The organism is Escherichia sp. E4736 (assembly GCF_005781225.1).
GTDB lineage: Bacteria > Pseudomonadota > Gammaproteobacteria > Enterobacterales > Enterobacteriaceae > Escherichia.
In genome coordinates this window covers 284,275-300,129 of record NZ_VATT01000015.1, presented here as the reverse complement: position 1 = coordinate 300,129, position 15,855 = coordinate 284,275, and the positions used below count along the sequence as shown (strand labels likewise).

Annotated in this window: 12 protein-coding genes and 3 pseudogenes; 6 read left to right on the top strand and 9 right to left on the bottom strand. The window is 47.4% G+C overall.

Translation table 11 applies throughout. The annotated features are described in order from the left end of the window. Nucleotides 1–26: 26 nt before the first annotated feature. Together FEK46_RS23985 and FEK46_RS12610 are read right to left on the bottom strand one after the other, a co-directional pair. A pseudogene (locus FEK46_RS23985) lies at nt 27–155 on the bottom strand (2-hydroxyacyl-CoA dehydratase family protein); the annotation flags it as partial. 65 nt (nt 156–220) lie between these two features. Then, on the bottom strand, nt 221–1,501 hold the full coding sequence (locus tag FEK46_RS12610) for a DUF445 domain-containing protein (RefSeq protein ID WP_135560119.1): 1,281 nt from the start codon (nt 1,499–1,501) through the stop codon (nt 221–223). Between the two features lie 184 nt (nt 1,502–1,685). Between FEK46_RS12610 and FEK46_RS12605 the strand changes: the two are divergent. Then, nucleotides 1,686–2,629 (top strand): annotated as a pseudogene (locus FEK46_RS12605) (Rpn family recombination-promoting nuclease/putative transposase). Nucleotides 2,630–2,870: 241 nt separating this feature from the next. On the opposite strand, the gene FEK46_RS12600 reads toward FEK46_RS12605, so the two are convergent. Further along, nucleotides 2,871–4,283, bottom strand: a complete 1,413-nt coding sequence (locus tag FEK46_RS12600) for a PLP-dependent aminotransferase family protein (RefSeq protein ID WP_131161299.1) — start codon at nt 4,281–4,283, stop codon at nt 2,871–2,873. A gap of 250 nt (nt 4,284–4,533) precedes the next feature. Between FEK46_RS12600 and FEK46_RS23700 the strand changes: the two genes are divergently transcribed. The 3 genes and pseudogenes from FEK46_RS23700 (at nt 4,534) to FEK46_RS23690 (ending at nt 6,815) form a co-directional block, all read left to right on the top strand. Continuing rightward, nucleotides 4,534–4,578, top strand: a complete 45-nt coding sequence (locus FEK46_RS23700) for a hypothetical protein (RefSeq protein ID WP_240731119.1) — start codon at nt 4,534–4,536, stop codon at nt 4,576–4,578. A 143-nt stretch (nt 4,579–4,721) separates the two neighbouring features. Continuing rightward, nucleotides 4,722–5,604: pseudogene (locus FEK46_RS23695) on the top strand (DUF262 domain-containing protein). A gap of 47 nt (nt 5,605–5,651) precedes the next feature. Next, entirely contained in the window at nt 5,652–6,815 is a 1,164-nt protein-coding gene (locus FEK46_RS23690) for a DUF1524 domain-containing protein (RefSeq protein ID WP_240731118.1), read from the top strand. Nucleotides 6,816–6,858: 43 nt separating this feature from the next. Here FEK46_RS23690 and symE read toward each other — a convergent pair whose 3' ends face one another. From symE to FEK46_RS12565, 4 genes are all read right to left on the bottom strand, one after another. Beyond that, complete coding sequence (gene symE / locus FEK46_RS12585) at nt 6,859–7,203, bottom strand: endoribonuclease SymE (protein ID WP_135560117.1); 345 nt, start codon at nt 7,201–7,203, stop codon at nt 6,859–6,861. Between the two features lie 220 nt (nt 7,204–7,423). Beyond that, nucleotides 7,424–9,166, bottom strand: a complete 1,743-nt coding sequence (locus FEK46_RS12575; protein WP_240731117.1) for a restriction endonuclease subunit S — start codon at nt 9,164–9,166, stop codon at nt 7,424–7,426. After that, nucleotides 9,166–10,635 (bottom strand): type I restriction-modification system subunit M, encoded by a 1,470-nt coding sequence (locus tag FEK46_RS12570; protein ID WP_089520583.1) that lies wholly within the window; start codon nt 10,633–10,635, stop codon nt 9,166–9,168. Before FEK46_RS12570 ends, FEK46_RS12575 begins: the two co-directional genes overlap by 1 nt. Before the next feature lie 66 nt (nt 10,636–10,701). After that, the gene (locus tag FEK46_RS12565; protein WP_135560115.1) at nt 10,702–13,134 is read right to left on the bottom strand and encodes a DEAD/DEAH box helicase family protein; all 2,433 of its coding nucleotides are present in this window, start codon (nt 13,132–13,134) and stop codon (nt 10,702–10,704) included. Between the two features lie 140 nt (nt 13,135–13,274). On the opposite strand from FEK46_RS12565, the gene FEK46_RS12560 reads away from it, so the two are divergent. Further along, complete coding sequence (locus FEK46_RS12560; RefSeq protein ID WP_135560114.1) at nt 13,275–14,243, top strand: hypothetical protein; 969 nt, start codon at nt 13,275–13,277, stop codon at nt 14,241–14,243. Nucleotides 14,244–14,283: 40 nt separating this feature from the next. Beyond that, on the top strand, nt 14,284–14,475 hold the full coding sequence (locus FEK46_RS12555; protein WP_135560113.1) for an antitoxin: 192 nt from the start codon (nt 14,284–14,286) through the stop codon (nt 14,473–14,475). A gap of 86 nt (nt 14,476–14,561) precedes the next feature. Here FEK46_RS12555 and yjiA read toward each other — a convergent pair whose 3' ends face one another. Then, nucleotides 14,562–15,518, bottom strand: a complete 957-nt coding sequence (gene yjiA, locus FEK46_RS12550) for a GTPase (protein WP_001297640.1) — start codon at nt 15,516–15,518, stop codon at nt 14,562–14,564. A 10-nt stretch (nt 15,519–15,528) separates the two neighbouring features. Continuing rightward, nucleotides 15,529–15,732, bottom strand: coding sequence for a YbdD/YjiX family protein (locus FEK46_RS12545; RefSeq protein WP_000467859.1), 204 nt, complete (start codon nt 15,730–15,732; stop codon nt 15,529–15,531). Nucleotides 15,733–15,855 lie beyond the last annotated feature (123 nt).

Here is a 15,855-nt window from a genome sequence, read left to right as displayed (position 1 = left end):
GGAAGTATACGTAGCGATCTTAATAAATCCTTAACGCCGTTCGGCTGTTGCATTACATGAACAGGTTTAAACGCCGCCATGTATTCGTACATTTTCTTTTTGCTGTCGCAGATAGCTTCACTGACCACCAGGTCAGAAAAATAGAAGTAGGGGCATTATTGGTTTGCTGAAACTGTAGCTGCTTTTCTCAGTTCGCCCCTGGCATAATTTTTATCGCTTCCTAAAAATTGCTGAAGGGTAGCAAGGCCGGGATCTGCGACAACAAATACAAAATCAGACCAATACAACCGCCGACTAGCGTACCGTTAACACGGATAAACTGGAGGTCCTTGCCAATATTTAACTCGATCTGCCGCGACATATCGCGCGCATCCCAGCTTTTTACCGTATCGCTGATGTGGCGCGTCAGGAATGCCGAAAACTCTGGCGCGACGCGGTGCGCGGCCTGTTCCAGATGACCATTTAACGAGGCGCGCAGGGCATCATCGGCAATTAACGTCTCGCCAAACCACTGTCCTGCATGAGCAATACGTTCTTTCACGCGAGAATCTTCGCTGTTGATATCCGCTTTCAGCCACTCCCGCAAATCTCCCCACAATTCACCAAGATAGCGGTTAAATGCTTCATCTTCTTTCAGATAACTTTTCACGGCATCGGCCCGCGCCGCCATTTCCGGATCGTTTTTCAGTTTCTCGATCAGCGCGAAGGTAGCGCGATCAAACGCATGGCGGATCTGATGTGCGCGATCGCGGCTGATATCATCAAGCAAAGAATTCACGGCGTCAGAAACCAACTCCGCACTGTGTTCGCCCAGCCATTCAGTGGGCAAAATTTTCGCTTTCAGCGGATGCTCGCTCTCCAGCCAGCGAACAATTTGCTGGGCAATAAACTTGCGCGATTTGTCTCGTTGCAGCAGGGCGATCAGTTGTGCGATTAACGTATCGAGCAGCACCTGATGACGATCGTTTTTGGTCATGCTCTCCAGCATCAGTGCACTGGTGCCGGAAAGATCCACTTTATCGATCGCCTTATGCACCGCACGCTTAAGCAGACGTTGAATACGCGCATCATCGGTCAGTTCGAGAAAACCACTCATGATCTGCAACAGATGCTGTCCAACGCGACGGGCGTTTTCCGGCTGACTAAACCAGTTGCCGATTAACAACGCCGGTTCATGACGCCGGATTAGCGCTACCAGCGACTGAGTATCGAGAAATTTTTCCTGCACGAACTGGCCGAGATTTTCGCCAATCCGGTCTTTATTACGCGGAATAATCGCCGTATGGCGAGAAATAATCGGTATCGGCACGCGGCGAAACAGTGCCACCACCGCAAACCAGTCCGCCAGCGCGCCGACCATCGCCGCTTCGGCAATCGCCTTCACGCCGCTCACCCAAAAATTAGGCGGTAAAAACAGCGTAACGATAAAAGTCGCGGCAGCAACGAGCAGCAAAGAGAGCGCCAGCATTTTGGCGCGTCGGAGTTCAATGATTTTATTCATATCGTAAGAATAGAGCCTGACGGTAAGAAAACGCAAAAAGCGAGATATCTTCCATAAAAATGTATCGCTTGCAGGAGAATAAAAATAGCCTGGAAAGTGCCTCGGGGAATGGGAAATTGCCGGGTGAGAATGGTTTTATTAGTCGCTAAAGTCGGGTCATCTTATCAACAGGTGATGGATCGCCATGACAAACTTCACGACCAGCACGCCGCATGATGCATTATTTAAAACCTTTCTCACGCACCCTGACACTGCGCGGGATTTTATGGAGATCCATTTACCAAAAGGCTTACGTGAACTATGCGATCTCGACACCTTAAAACTGGAATCTGCCAGCTTTGTCGATGAAAAATTGCGGGCGCTACACTCCGATATTTTATGGTCGGTAAAGACCCGCGAAGGCGATGGCTATATCTATGTGGTGATTGAACATCAGAGCCGCGAGGATATCCATATGGCGTTTCGCCTGATGCGCTATTCCATGGCGGTGATGCAGCGCCATATCGAGCATGATAAACGCCGGCCGCTACCGCTGGTCATCCCGATGCTGTTTTATCACGGTAGCCGTAGTCCTTATCCCTGGTCCCTGTGCTGGCTGGACGAATTTGCCGACCCGGCTACCGCACGGAAGCTTTATAACGCCGCGTTCCCGCTGGTGGATATCACTGTCGTGCCAGACGACGAGATTGTGCAGCATCGCAGAGTCGCCCTGTTGGAGTTGATCCAAAAGCATATTCGCCAGCGCGATCTGATGGGGCTATCGACCAACTGGTAGTATTACTGGTTACAGAGTGTGCTAATGACAGCCAGATAACCGCGCTGTTAAATTACATTTTACTGACTGGCGATGAAGCGCGTTTTAAGGCGTTTATCAGCGAACTTACCCGTCGAATGCCACAACAAAGGGAGCGAATAATGACTATTGCAGAGCGAATTCATAATGATGGATGGCTGTTGGGGAGGGAGAAAGGGAAAGAAGAAGGGGAACAGCGCCTCCTCCGATTGTTGTTGCAGAATGGGGCAGATCCTGAATGGATACAAAAGATTACTGGACTTTCGGCAGAGCAAATGCAGGCATTAGAGCAGCCCTTGCCTGAAAGCAAGCGCGATCCATGGATCGAATACTAATCAGAGGCTGATGACAAACGCAAAGCTGCCTGATGTGCTACGCTTATCAGACCTACATAATCTCTGCAATCTATTGAATTTTCGCGGTTTGTAGGCCGGATAAAGCGTTCACGCCGCATCCGGCATGAACAAAGCGCGCTTGGCCTAAGCCATGCTGGAACGTGGCGATGGCCCAGCAGAGATAAAACGAGTTACAGGTGATTCGTGAGAGTAAATCAGGTGTTTCGCCACTATTTCGAAATTATTCCATTGCCCGATACACGGCCTCGCCAATTTGCTTCAGTGCTTCGCGATAGGTTTCGCTGAGCGGCAAAGCGCAGTTGATGCGCAGACAATTACGGTATTTGCCGGAAGCCGAGAAAATCGAGCCTGCCGCCACCTGGATTTTCATGCGATACAGCTGCCGCGCGACGCAGACCATATCGACCTGTTCAGGCAATTCTATCCACAGTAAAAATCCGCCTTTCGGGCGCGTAATACAGATTTCGCAGGGAAAATATTCCCGTATCCAGCAGGTATAAAGCGCCATATTGCGCTGATAGTTCTGCCGCATACGCCGGATATGGCGATGATAGTGGCCTTCCAGTACAAACGTTGCTGCCGCCATTTGCGTGGACGGTACGTTAAAGCTGCTGGTGGCGTATTTCATATGTAGCAGTTTATCGTGATAACGTCCCGGCGCGACCCAGCCCACGCGCAGGCCGGGCGCAATGCTTTTACTGAACGAGCTGCACAGCAGCACCCGACCGTCGATATCCCATGAGTGAATGGTCCGCGGGCGCGGATACTCCGTTGCCAGCTCGCCGTAGACATCATCTTCAAAAATCACAATATCATGACGCTGAGCGAGAGAGAGAACGGCCCGTTTGCGCGCGTCCGGCATAATAAATCCCAGCGGATTATTACAGTTTGGCACAAGAATGATGCCTTTAATCGGCCACTGTTCCAGCGCCAGTTCCAGCGCTTCAACGCTGATGCCAGTTTCTGGATCGGTCGGGATTTCAATCACGTTCACGCCAATGCCACGCAGCATCTGCATCGAACCGTAATAACAGGGCGATTCGACTGCGACGATATCGCCTGGTTTACACACTGCCATTAACGCCAGCGCCATCGAGTTATGGCAGCCGCTGGTGATGACAATGTCATCAGCGGTGACCACCGAGCCGCTGTCGAGCATCAGTCGGGCAATCTGCTCGCGCAATACCCGCTGACCGGTTAATGAATCATAGCTGAGAACGGTTTGTAGATTATGCTGCACCACCCGACTTAGCTCCCGCCAGAGCGGTTTCAGGCTGGGCGCTTCGACATCCGGCGTGCTTTTACTGAACGGAACAATAGAACTGTCGCTATGCGCTTTCAACATATCCAGCACCTGATCCCACTGGGTAATTTCCACCGGGCGCTGCACCGGACGTGTCATTGGCGGCACTGGCGGCTGGGCTTTATGTTGCGTGACAAAATAACCCGAACGTGGTTGCGGAGTGATGAGCTTCATCGTCTCCAGCGTCTGATACGCCTGCTGCACGGTGCTGATGCTGACGCCGTGCTCCTGACTTAAGCTGCGCACCGACGGCAATTTCTCCCCGTGACGATACAGCCCTTGCTCAATCCGCCCGGCAAGCAGAGTCGCCAGATGTTGGTAACGCGTCATGCTGTATTCCTTCTTTGGACCATACAGAGAGAAAAACCGGTACAGATGAGGCTAAAAAACCGGATGCAGATGCTGTTTTAACCTGTCTGTATGTTAAATAAAAGTAATATTTGCATCTGTATTGTGAGCTGCCAGAAGGCGGATGATGAAGCCTCTGAAAGATGAGGAGGCAGCAGATGGAATTTCACGAAAACAAAGCTAAAGCGCCGTTTATCGGACTTGTGCAACTCTGGCAGGCGGTGAGGAGTTGGTGGCTGAAAAAGCAGGCCCGGCGCGTGTTACAGCAGATGAGTGATGAGCGGTTGAAGGATATTGGGTTACGCAGGGAGGATGTGGAGTGAGAGGGGCAATTCGTCGCGGATAAACTGGATTTCTCTATAACCTCCACAAGGAAGTGGTTATTATTGCGAAATCATCGCTTCACGGAAAGACGTCAGAATGAAAGCTACAGAAGCTCGCCTACTCGATTTTTTAAAACGTTCGCAGCAGTTTGTTATTCCCATTTATCAACGCACCTATTCATGGACAGAACAACAATGTCGGCAACTTTGGGACGACATCATTCGTGCCGGAAAGCGTGACGATATATCAGCGCATTTTATCGGTTCGGTTGTTTATATTGAGCAGGGGTTGTATCAGGTTTCTGGTATTTCTCCGTTGCTGGTCATTGATGGTCAACAACGGCTGACGACCGCAATGTTGCTGATTGAGGCTTTATCGCGCCATCTTGGCGAAGACGAAGTGTTTGATGGCTTTTCGGCAATGAAATTGCGTAATTATTATTTGCTCAATCCTTATGAGTCCGGCGAGAAAGGATTTAAATTACTGCTGACCGAGACTGATAAAGACAGTTTGCTGGCGTTAATAAAACAAAGACCAATGCCAGAAAACTATTCCCATCGAATAATGGAAAATTTTACTTTCTTTGATGAACAAATTGCCAAACTCGGTGATGACTTGATCCCCTTATGTCGTGGGTTAGCAAAGTTATTAATTGTCGATGTGGCGCTTAATCGTGGTCAGGATAATCCGCAACTGATTTTTGAAAGTATGAACTCCACCGGTAAGGCGTTAAGTCAGGCCGATCTGGTGCGCAATTTTATTCTGATGGGCCTCGAACCAGAGCATCAAACCCGGTTGTATGAAGATCACTGGCGTCCAATGGAAGTCGCTTTTGGTCAGCAAGGTTACAGCGAATATTTTGACAGTTTTATGCGTCATTATCTGACGGTAAAAACGGGGGAGATCCCTCGGACAGATGAAGTCTATGAGGCATTTAAACTCCATGCCCGCAGCCAGAGTGTTGCTGAAAAAGGCGTAGATCGGCTGGTTGAGGATATTCACATCTACGCGGAGTATTACTGTGCAATGGCATTGGGAAAAGAAAGTGACAAATCGCTTGCTACGGCTTTTCAGGATTTGCGCGAGTTAAAGGTCGATGTGGCGTATCCTTTCTTACTGGCGCTTTATCATGACTATAAAAATGGCGTTTTGTCTCACGAAGATTTCCTGAGCATAATTCGTTTAATTGAATCTTATGTTTTCCGCCGTGCAGTATGTGCGATTCCGACAAATTCTCTTAACAAGACGTTTGCTACTTTTTATAAGGTCATTAATAAAGAAAAATATCTGGAAAGTATTCAGGTACATTTTATGAACCTGCCTTCATATCGTCGTTTCCCCAACGATGATGAATTTAAACGGGAATTAAAAGTTCGCGATCTCTATAACTTCCGCAGTCGCAGCTACTGGTTACGACGACTGGAAAACGATAAACGCAGAGAGCGCGTGGAAGAGTTTACGATTGAACATATTATGCCGCAGAACGAAAATTTGTCGGCTAAATGGCGTGAAGAGCTGGGAAGCGACTGGCAGCGTGTGCATAAAGAACTGTTACATACGTTGGGGAATCTCACTTTAACGCGCTATAACTCCCGCTACAGTGACAGACCTTTCGCGGAAAAACGCGATATTGAAGACGGCTTTAAACATAGCCCGCTCTATTTGAATATCGGTCTTGGACAGTGCGAAAAATGGGATGAAGCCGCCATTCACGCCCGAGCCGATCGTCTGGCGGAGCTTGCGGTTCAGGTCTGGCAAGCGCCTTCTCTTCCTGAAGAGGTTTTAGCTGTTTATCGAGGTCAGCCGGAGAACAAAACCAGTTACAGCCTGAGTGATTATCCTTTTCTTGCTGATGGTTCGCATAGCCGGGTGTTATTCGATCATCTTCGCGATGAAGTTATGCGCCTGGACGCAGGGATCACGCAGGAAGTTTTAAAGCTGTATATTGCGTTTAAAGCTGAAACGAATTTTGTTGATGTTGTGCCGCAAAAAAGCCGACTGCGATTGTCGCTTAATATGCAGTTTCATGAACTGGTCGATCCGAAAGGTATTGCCAAAGATGTGACAAATGTTGGGCGCTGGGGCAATGGCGATGTAGAAATTGGTTTCAGTGACCTCGCACAACTTCCTTATATTATGGGATTAATTCGCCAGGCATTTGAAAAACAGATGGAGAGCGCGTTGGTATAACGCGGCGAATAATACCCGGTAGCACTGGCGCTACCGGGTCAATTTATCTGGCAACTTTCTGTTTACCTGTAATTACCCCAATAAATTCCTGCACCTGCTTTTGTTTACGTGCCGACAGCTTGCACACCTGGCGTAGCGACTGCATCAGTTCGCTCTCTTCGGCGGCGGGTGGTTGGGCGGTGAGGACAATACAGCCTTCCATCACTTTGACATCTACCGCCGTGCCGGTGGCAAAACCGGCGGCTTCCAGCCACTGACCTTTCAGGGTGATGGCGGGAATACGGCTGTAATCCGGGTAGCGGCTCGCATAACTCACGGTTAATTGACGGTTATTTGCCGGGGAGACTTCTGCTTCGAACGGTTGTGCAATAGAATGCGTGTCAGTCATAACTGCTATTCCTTGAAAATAGTGATTGTGATTAGCGGTGCGGGTGTGTTGGCGCACATCCGTACCGCGCTAAACACCTGGATATATCATCAGTAAATATGGGGAAAGTCCAGCTAAAAATTAATGAAAATAAGATGAAAATTAGCGTAAAATATAATTTTTGGTGATGTGAATAAAGCGGCTATTTAGCCGCTTTATTGGTTTTATGAGGGCGAGAAAATTAGTTTATCGCCGCGTCAGTGAGTGCATTTGCAAGGTGCAGTTGGGTTTGCAGGGCGGATTGGATACGATATTTCAGATTATCAATTATATTATTGATATAATGGATTTTCTTAACAATTCTCTCTTGTTCTTGAGTTGGAGGAAGAGGGAGTGTTAATTTCTTCAACAATCCTAAATTAAGAATGTTCATAGTAGAACCATGACTATCTTCAAATAATAAATTTTGGATGTATGGGCTAGCCAAGATATACTGTATATAACTTCTCGATATATCTTGATAGAGACTTAGTTTTACAAGTCGTGGGTTTATTATCCCCGGAATGCAGTTTTCTGATAATATAAGAACTTTACCGATTGTTCCTACAAGGCTTATTAACATATCTCCCGGTTGGATCTTACATGATATTAATGAGTTATATTTTTCTTCATTAATAAAATAGTCTCCATAGTTTTCGTTTCCTGATATTACTTGTTCTTGTCCATAAATTTTATATCCACTTTGGACATACATTGACTTTTTCAGAGCAGAGCCAAATGGTCCTGCTTTTAAGGCATTTTCTTCATTTTTGGCAATGTGTTCAAATTTACACCATTCCCACCCATCCGGCAGTTCAAACGGTTTTTCCTCATCGCTAATCGGCGGCAACGGCTTTTGTTTTTTTATTTTCCCTTCTTTCACCAGTTGAGCTTTTTCCTGCGCAATTCGTTTGAGCAGTTCAGAGGCGGGTTCGTCATTCGGATCCTGCGGCACAAGTTTACCCATTACGGCCAGTTGCAGAATGGTCTGTTTTAACGCATCCACGCTGGCTTCGGTGGTAAATAGGGTGTCGAAATGCTCGTTAATTCGCGCCCAGTTTACAGCCAGTTCCTCGGCGTTTTGGCTGTCTGTAAGCGTTCCCAACAGGGTTTCAACCAGTTGCTGATGTGCGTCCAGACTGGTCAGGGATTGCTGTTCCAGTTGGTCGCAGAGAACTGTAAGTTCTCTGATTTTTCTGACAATTTGTTGTTGTTCATTTATAGGCGGTAAAGCGATTATCTGTTGTTCCATTTTTTCTTTAGTCATATGGAGCATTGCAATACCGTTACCTTGCGATTTTATTTTATCTGTAATGGATAAAAGAAAATCATGTATAAAATATTTGTTTGAGTACTCTTCTGCAAATAAATTTAATTTCCATATATGGTAGTGATAAATTACTTTTTCTCCTGTCCAAATGAATGGCCCAAAAGATGCGGACCAAGCGTATATTAAATCACCATTATTTATATATTTGTTTTCGTCTAATTGGAGGTCAGAGTAATACCACTCATTTGATGTGAATAGATTACCAACACGCAGCAAAGGAGTGCCTGTTTGAAGCATTTCATGTTTTTTATATGCTCGACCGTTAATAACCTCCATGAGATCTGCAACCCGCACCCACTCCCATCCCTCCGGCAATTCAAACGGCTTCTCTTCCTCGCTAATTTCCGGCAGTGGTTTTTGCTTTTTAATTTTACCTTGCTTCACCAGCTCTGCTTTTTCCGCCGCAATACGCTTCAGCAGCTCCGACGCCGGTTCATCGTTCGGATCCTGCGGCACCAGTTTACCGCGCACTGCCAGTTCCAGAATCAGCTCACGCAATTTCTTAATGCCATACAAATCAATTTTTCCGGAACTGCCGCGCCCGGCGGTGGAACGGGTTTGCAACGCCGAGGTCCAGGTTTCCATATGATCAACGATTAGCTTTTCCATACTCATCAGTTAACCTCCTTGCCAGACAGTGCTGCGCCGAGAATATCGCGCAGTTGATTACGCAGCGTCTGGATCTCCGCCTGCTGTTTTGCATACTGCGCTAACAGCTCGGCCGGATCATGGCTAACGGTTTCCGCCTGATGTGGGTTTTTAATATCCAGATTGAAGTTACGCGCAATCACGTCATCAATGCTGACTTTCCACGCCTGCTCATTCTCGACGCGGCTGGCAAAACCATCGGCCTCGTTCCCCCACCAGTCGATTTCCGCCTGAAACTCTTCAAACTTCATCGGCTTGGTTTTACTGTAATTTTTCACGCCCGCCGGATACGGATGCTCATAGAACCAAATCTCTTTGGTTGGCTGACCTTTGGTAAAAAACAACAGGTTGGTTTTAATGCCGGTATAGGGGTTAAACACACCATTCGGTAAGCGCACGATGGTATGCAGGTTGCACTCTTCGGTAAGTAGCTTTTTGATTTTGGTTTTAACGCCTTCGCCAAATAGTGTGCCATCCGGCAATACCACCGCTGCGCGACCGTTTTTCGCCAGTACTTCCACAATCAGTTGCAGGAACAGATCCGCCGTTTCGCGGGTTTGCATCTCTGCCGGAAAGTTCTTCTCAATACCGTCTTCTTCCGTGCCACCAAATGGCGGGTTGGTAACAATGACATCCAGTTGCTCATCCCAGGAGGAAAGCGGTTTGTTCAGGGTGTTGTCGTGACGAATTTGTACCGGTACTTCAATGCCGTGCAGCAGCATATTGGTGGTCGCCAGCAGGTGCGGAAGCTGTTTTTTCTCAACACCGTGGATCTGTTGTTGCAGCGTCTGATGATCGGCGACGCTCTTCACGTATTTGTTCTTTACATGATCGAACGCGCAGGCAAGAAAACCACCCGTACCGCAGGCCGGGTCCATAATGGATTCGCCGAGTTTCGGATCAACGCGATCCACCATAAAGCGAGTGACGGCGCGTGGAGTATAGAATTCTCCCGCATTGCCCGCAGATTGCAGATCTTTAAGGATCTGTTCGTAAATATCACCAAACAGATGGCGTTCGCTGGCGCTGGTAAAGTCAATTTCGTTCAGCTTGTTGATCACCTGGCGCAGTAGCGTACCGTTTTTCATATAGTTATAGGCATCGCTGAATGCCTGCTTCACCACGTAGCCGCGTGGGTTTTTATCGATAGGCGCAGTGAGGTTTTTCAACGCCGGAAACAGATCATCATTAACGAATTCCAGCAGGGAATCACCGGTAATGCCCTGCGCGTTGGCGGCCCAACTGCGCCATAAATAACGCTGTGGGATCGGATATTGATAGTTATCCTGCTCCAGTTCCAGCGCCTCTTCCTGGGCATCGAAGATTTTCAAAAACAGCAGCCAGGAGAGCTGACCGAGACGCTGCGCATCGCCGTCCACACCGGCATCTTTGCGCATAATATCTTGTAATGATTTGATTACTGAACTGATAGACATGTTGTATTCCATGAAAAACAAGGCCCTCTGCAACATGTTGGTTGCAGAAGGCACAAAAGAGAGTTGTTAAGCAGAGCGGGGCGGTAATTGGTAGATTTCGTTTTCCAGCTCGCTGAGCGCCTGATTATACCCGTTACGATCGCCAAATCCGGTTTTAATAATCTCCGGTAAGGTGCCCATGCTATCGAATGGTTTAAGTTTCAGCACCTGAATACTTTCGATCTCCTGTACGCCCGCATCGGCGTATTTATCCAGCAGATTATCGAGCACGGCTTGCGCTGCTTCAGAGTATTTTGTGAAGTAGTTACGCTTGCGCACGTTCTCGGCGCGCTCTTTGCGGGTTAACGGCGGCTGACCATACACTACGTGGCAAAGCATGTCGAACGGGTCGAGATCTTTACCGACTTCTTCTGCCAGTACTTCCCAGATGATCCCCTGTTGCTCCAGCTCGTGAATGATCGCTTCTTTGCGATCGGCGTCCTGCCACTTGCGGGTAAAGTCATCCAGCGAGGCATATTCTTTGAGCAGTGTTTTGCGGGTGTAATCTTTAAAGGATTCGGTAACCAGTTTACCGTCGGCGTCGTAATACTGAACACGCTGGGCAATAACGCCCACCGCTACACCGTTGACGTGAAACTTGCGGATTTTCTTCTCGTCTTCTTCCGGAAGTGGGCCGACATCATCGGTATCGGTAACCTGGTATGGTGGCGCAGGCGGTTCATCAACGCCTGTTACCTGTTCGTCGTCATGTTCGCTGATTTCTTCGAGTTTCTCTTCAAAATCAGATTCTGGATCGGCGATATCCTCTGGTGTGGTATCCATGACTTTTTCGGGAATGCCATCGAAACGCTCATCGGCAAACAGTTCGGTGGCTTTTTTAAAGTCGAGGATGGTAAACCAGAGTTTGCCGTAACGTTCGTCGATGCGTGTACCACGACCGATAATTTGCTTGAATTTGGTCATCGACTGGATGTTCTGGTCCAGTACTACCAGTTTGCAGGTTTTAGCATCCACACCAGTGGTCATCAGCTCTGAAGTGGTCGCGATAACCGGGTACGGTTTTTTCGGGTTGATGAAGTTATCCAACTGAGCTTTGCCAATCTCATCATCGCCGGTGATTTTCATGACGTATTTGTCGTTCTTTTTCACCTGCTCCGGGTTGAGATTAACCAGGGCGCGGCGCATACGTTCTGCATGATCGATGTCGTTACAGAAGACGATGGTTTTATCCATCGGATTGGTGCGCTTGAGGTAGTCGGTAATGGTTCTGGCAACCAGTTCTGTGCGTTCGTCGATTACCATCGTGCGATCGAAATCTTTCTGGTTATAGATACGATCGTCGATCACTTCGCCGTTTAAGTCAGTTTGCCCTTTGGTTGGGCGCCAGCCTTGCAGATCAACATCAATATCAACACGGACAACTTTATAAGGGGCGAGGAAGCCGTCTTCGATCCCTTCTTTTAGCGAGTAGACGTAAACCGGATCGCCGAAGTAATCCGTGCTGGAGACTTCATGCGTCTCTTTTGGCGTGGCGGTTAAGCCAATTTGGGTGGCGGAACTGAAATAATCAAGGATCTCTCGCCAGGCGCTGTCTTCGGATGCGCTGCCGCGATGGCATTCGTCGATCACGATCAGATCGAAGAAATCTGGTGCGACTTGTTTAAACGCTTTTTGGTCTTCCTCCGGGCCAGTTATAGCCTGATAGAGCGCGAGGTGAATTTCATAAGCGGGATCAATGGTGCGTCCGCTGACTTTGGTCATTGCCGTACCAAATGGCTGGAAATCATTATTTTTGGTTTGGTCGACCAGAATGTTGCGATCGGCAAGGAACAAAATGCGTTTTTTATTTTTTGATTTCCACAGGCGCCAGATGATCTGGAATGCGGTATAGGTTTTCCCTGTTCCGGTCGCCATGACCAGCAGAACGCGGTTTTGCCCGTTGGAGACGGCGTCAATGGTTTTGTTGATTGCCTGAAGCTGGTAATAACGTGGCGATTTACCGCTGCCATCGTCGTAATAGTCCTGAGTAATCACCGGAAGCTGATCTTGTGTGTATCCTTTCCAGAGGCAGAATTTTTGCCAGAGTTCAGCGGGGGAGGGGAAGTCATCCAGTGTTATTTGCTTTTCAAGGCATTCACCTTCAGCTGCGGTGGTATCGCGGAAGATAAAGCCATCACCGTTGGTGGCAAAAACAAAAGGAACGTCCAGCAGGCGCGCATATTCAATGCCCTGTTGCATCCCTTTGCCAATTTCATGTTTGTTGGCTTTTGCTTCAATCACGGCTAAGGGAATGCCTGGTTTGTGATACAGCACGATGTCAGCAGATTTTACCGTTCTGCGTGCCGCAACTTTACCACGTACGATGACTTTACCGTCCCGGAGTTTGACCTCCTGTCTGATTTGCGTTGTGTTGTCCCAGCCTGCATTGAGAATGGCTGGCATAACGCATTTGGTAATGATGTCTGCTTCCGTCAGGTTACTTAGGTTCAGTTCCGCCATGGGGTGTTCTCATCTAAATGCGATGCGCAAATTCTACACAGAAAAATAGATGAATTCATCTGTTCAAAGAGTATTATCAGCGTTAAGTCACTGTTTTAAAGGTATTCTTGAGTTTCATCAATAGCTGGATAAGGATTCATATGGAGAATGTTCGGTTCTTGCAAGGAGTGAAACAATATTTTTGTACTAAGGCATTAGATGTCATTCTGCTAATTTATCTACTCCTTGGTTTTATACTTCTCCCTTATAAATATCTGTGGAAAGATATTATTTTATCTCTGTACTTTGTTGGTATTCTTCTTTATGCATTAGTGGAAGAAAATCGCATTACAGAATATATGGGGTATTTTGTTAAGTTCAGCAATAAAAGCAGGTTGAATAGTTGTGCTGCCTGGTGTTCACTTATTGCATGGTTTATATTTTTGTTTTTTGTGCTTTCAATTAATATTTTTCCAGTCAGTGCCTCTGTATATATTTTTAGTGCTTTTTCAGTATTTGTTTTTCTGGGAGGTATTTTTATTATATTAGAGTTAGAGTTTAAAGAAAATAAAAAATTAATGATTATTAGGTCTATGACTATAGCTGTCATGCCAATTATATATTTATTCACAAGTAGTTATGCTTCCAGTTTATTTTTAAGTTTGAGTAATCTAAACATTACGCTAACTCCATGGGTTGAGTATTTCTGGAAAGGGATGGTTTTTATGTTGCTTTTCTTCATGTTAATGCAACTTATTATCTATTTTGCTTTTTTAACTCTGGGGACTAAATTAAGTGTGTATAGGTTGTTTATACTTGCCGGAGCATTTGTAGTATCTACTTTTTTAGTGGCTTTTGCTTCAAAAAATGTAGAAGGTATTTCGTACTACGTTTTAAAAAGCACCATTGATTTTGAATGGCGCAGTCAGGTTAAATGTGGAGAATTGAATATTTCACATCCGAATGAAAGGTATTTCGGTTTTAATACTGATAAATATACTGTATTTTATTCCAATAGAGAGGGTAAATGGGGTTTTGATGAGTTGAAATGTAAGAAAGGTTCTGACAGGAGAGATGCATATTCCATTGAGAATGTCTCAGAATATAACGTGCCTGGATGGCTGAAATAAGATATCTTTATAAATTATATAGTAAAGGTTCTGGTCATAAATGAGCATGGTTAAACATAAACGGGGCACACTCTACACACTTGATGTGCAGCAAGAAGCTGAACTCATGGTTTTGGTTAATAAATCCGATGAAGACATTGATTACAGCGACATTCCTGCTTCTGGTAGCGAAGCATGGTCTGACGCCAAACGCGGCAATTTTTTGCCAGATCCAGGTATTCACGCGCAATAAAACTTAGCGGAGGGGAGCACGTCGTTCTGTTTCCCCCCTCACTGCTAAATGGGGCATTGAGCTGCTTTACACTCAACCTTTCACGATTACTTCCTCAACCCCGCAAACGCTGCCCGAATCTCTTCCTCCGGCAGCTGAATCCCGATAAACACCATCGTGCTATGCGGTTTTTCATCGCCCCACGGGCGGTCCCAGTCGGCGCTGTAGAGGCGTTGGACGCCCTGGAACAGCAGGCGGTTAGGTTCGCCGTCAATCCACAGCATCCCTTTGTAACGCAGCAGTTTATCTGCCGATTCCAGCAGCAGGTTTTCCATCACGCGGGAAACTTCGCTGATATCTACCGGGTAATCCAGTTCCACCACAATCGACGAAATATCGTTTTGTTTGTCCGCGATAAAGTGAAAACGTGGCTTGGTGCTGACGACGTTCTCTTCCAGCATAAAACCGTTGGTGTTGAACAGCAGCCCCAGGTCGATGTCGCCGTGGGTGACAGTGTAGACCGGTGCGCGGGCGTTGATTCGTGCCAGACGTTCACGCAGTTTCTCTGCTTCGCCTGCGACGTCGGTTTTCGTCAGCAGAATACGGTCGGCGTAGCCAACCTGTGACTGGGCGATGGTGAACTGGTTCATCTGCTCATCGGCATGTACCGCATCCACCAGCGCAATCACGCCGTCCAGCAGGTAGCGCTGGCATAAAATCTCATGGGAGAAAAAGGTCTGAATAATCGGGCCGGGATCGGCCATGCCGGTGCATTCAATAACCAGACGGTCGAACTGAATATTGCCCTTGTCGAGATTGTCCAGCAGGTCGAGTAGCGCGTCCTCCAGCTCGTTGGAGCGCGAACAACAGATGCAGCCGTTGGTCAGCGTTTTGATCTGCGTGGCGCGGTCGCCAATCAGTTGATCATCAACGGAGACTTCGCCGAATTCGTTTTCAATCACGGCAATCTTGTAGCCGTGTTGTTCGTTAAGAATATGGCGCAGCAGGGTGGTTTTGCCCGCGCCTAAAAAACCGGTGAGTAGGGTAACTGCAATCGGGTTCATGCTCTCTCCATTAACAACAGCGCATACCGCCTTTACCATCGCCGCCGTAGCGCGCGTTCTGGCGTTCGCGGAAGAATTCTTCATAGCTCATGTACGGCTTGTCGGGATGGTTGGTCTTCATATGCTCGACGTAGTTGTCGTAGTCTGGAATGCCAATCAACATCTTCGCCGCCTGGCCGAGATATTTTTTTGCCTGTCCTAAGTTACCAAACATTTTGCCTTCCAGATATGCGTAAAGCCCGGAAGGTCCGGGCTGGGGATTTGCCGGATGCGGCGTAAACGCCTTATCCGGCCTACGATAGACACTTTGTAGGCCGGATACGCGCAGCGCATCCGG

Coding starts and splice junctions, on each gene's coding strand:
- symE (WP_135560117.1), bottom strand. CDS start 7,203: ATGACTGACACGCATTCTATTGCACAACCGTTCGAAGCAGAAGTCTCC.
- FEK46_RS12610 (WP_135560119.1), bottom strand. CDS start 1,501: ATGAATAAAATCATTGAACTCCGACGCGCCAAAATGCTGGCGCTCTCT.
- FEK46_RS12545 (WP_000467859.1), bottom strand. CDS start 15,732: ATGTTTGGTAACTTAGGACAGGCAAAAAAATATCTCGGCCAGGCGGCG.
- FEK46_RS23690 (WP_240731118.1), top strand. CDS start 5,652: ATGGCATTGGGAAAAGAAAGTGACAAATCGCTTGCTACGGCTTTTCAG.
- yjiA (WP_001297640.1), bottom strand. CDS start 15,518: ATGAACCCGATTGCAGTTACCCTACTCACCGGTTTTTTAGGCGCGGGC.
- FEK46_RS12565 (WP_135560115.1), bottom strand. CDS start 13,134: ATGGCGGAACTGAACCTAAGTAACCTGACGGAAGCAGACATCATTACC.
- FEK46_RS12575 (WP_240731117.1), bottom strand. CDS start 9,166: ATGAGTATGGAAAAGCTAATCGTTGATCATATGGAAACCTGGACCTCG.
- FEK46_RS12600 (WP_131161299.1), bottom strand. CDS start 4,283: ATGACGCGTTACCAACATCTGGCGACTCTGCTTGCCGGGCGGATTGAG.
- FEK46_RS12555 (WP_135560113.1), top strand. CDS start 14,284: ATGAGCATGGTTAAACATAAACGGGGCACACTCTACACACTTGATGTG.
- FEK46_RS12570 (WP_089520583.1), bottom strand. CDS start 10,635: ATGTCTATCAGTTCAGTAATCAAATCATTACAAGATATTATGCGCAAA.
- FEK46_RS12560 (WP_135560114.1), top strand. CDS start 13,275: ATGGAGAATGTTCGGTTCTTGCAAGGAGTGAAACAATATTTTTGTACT.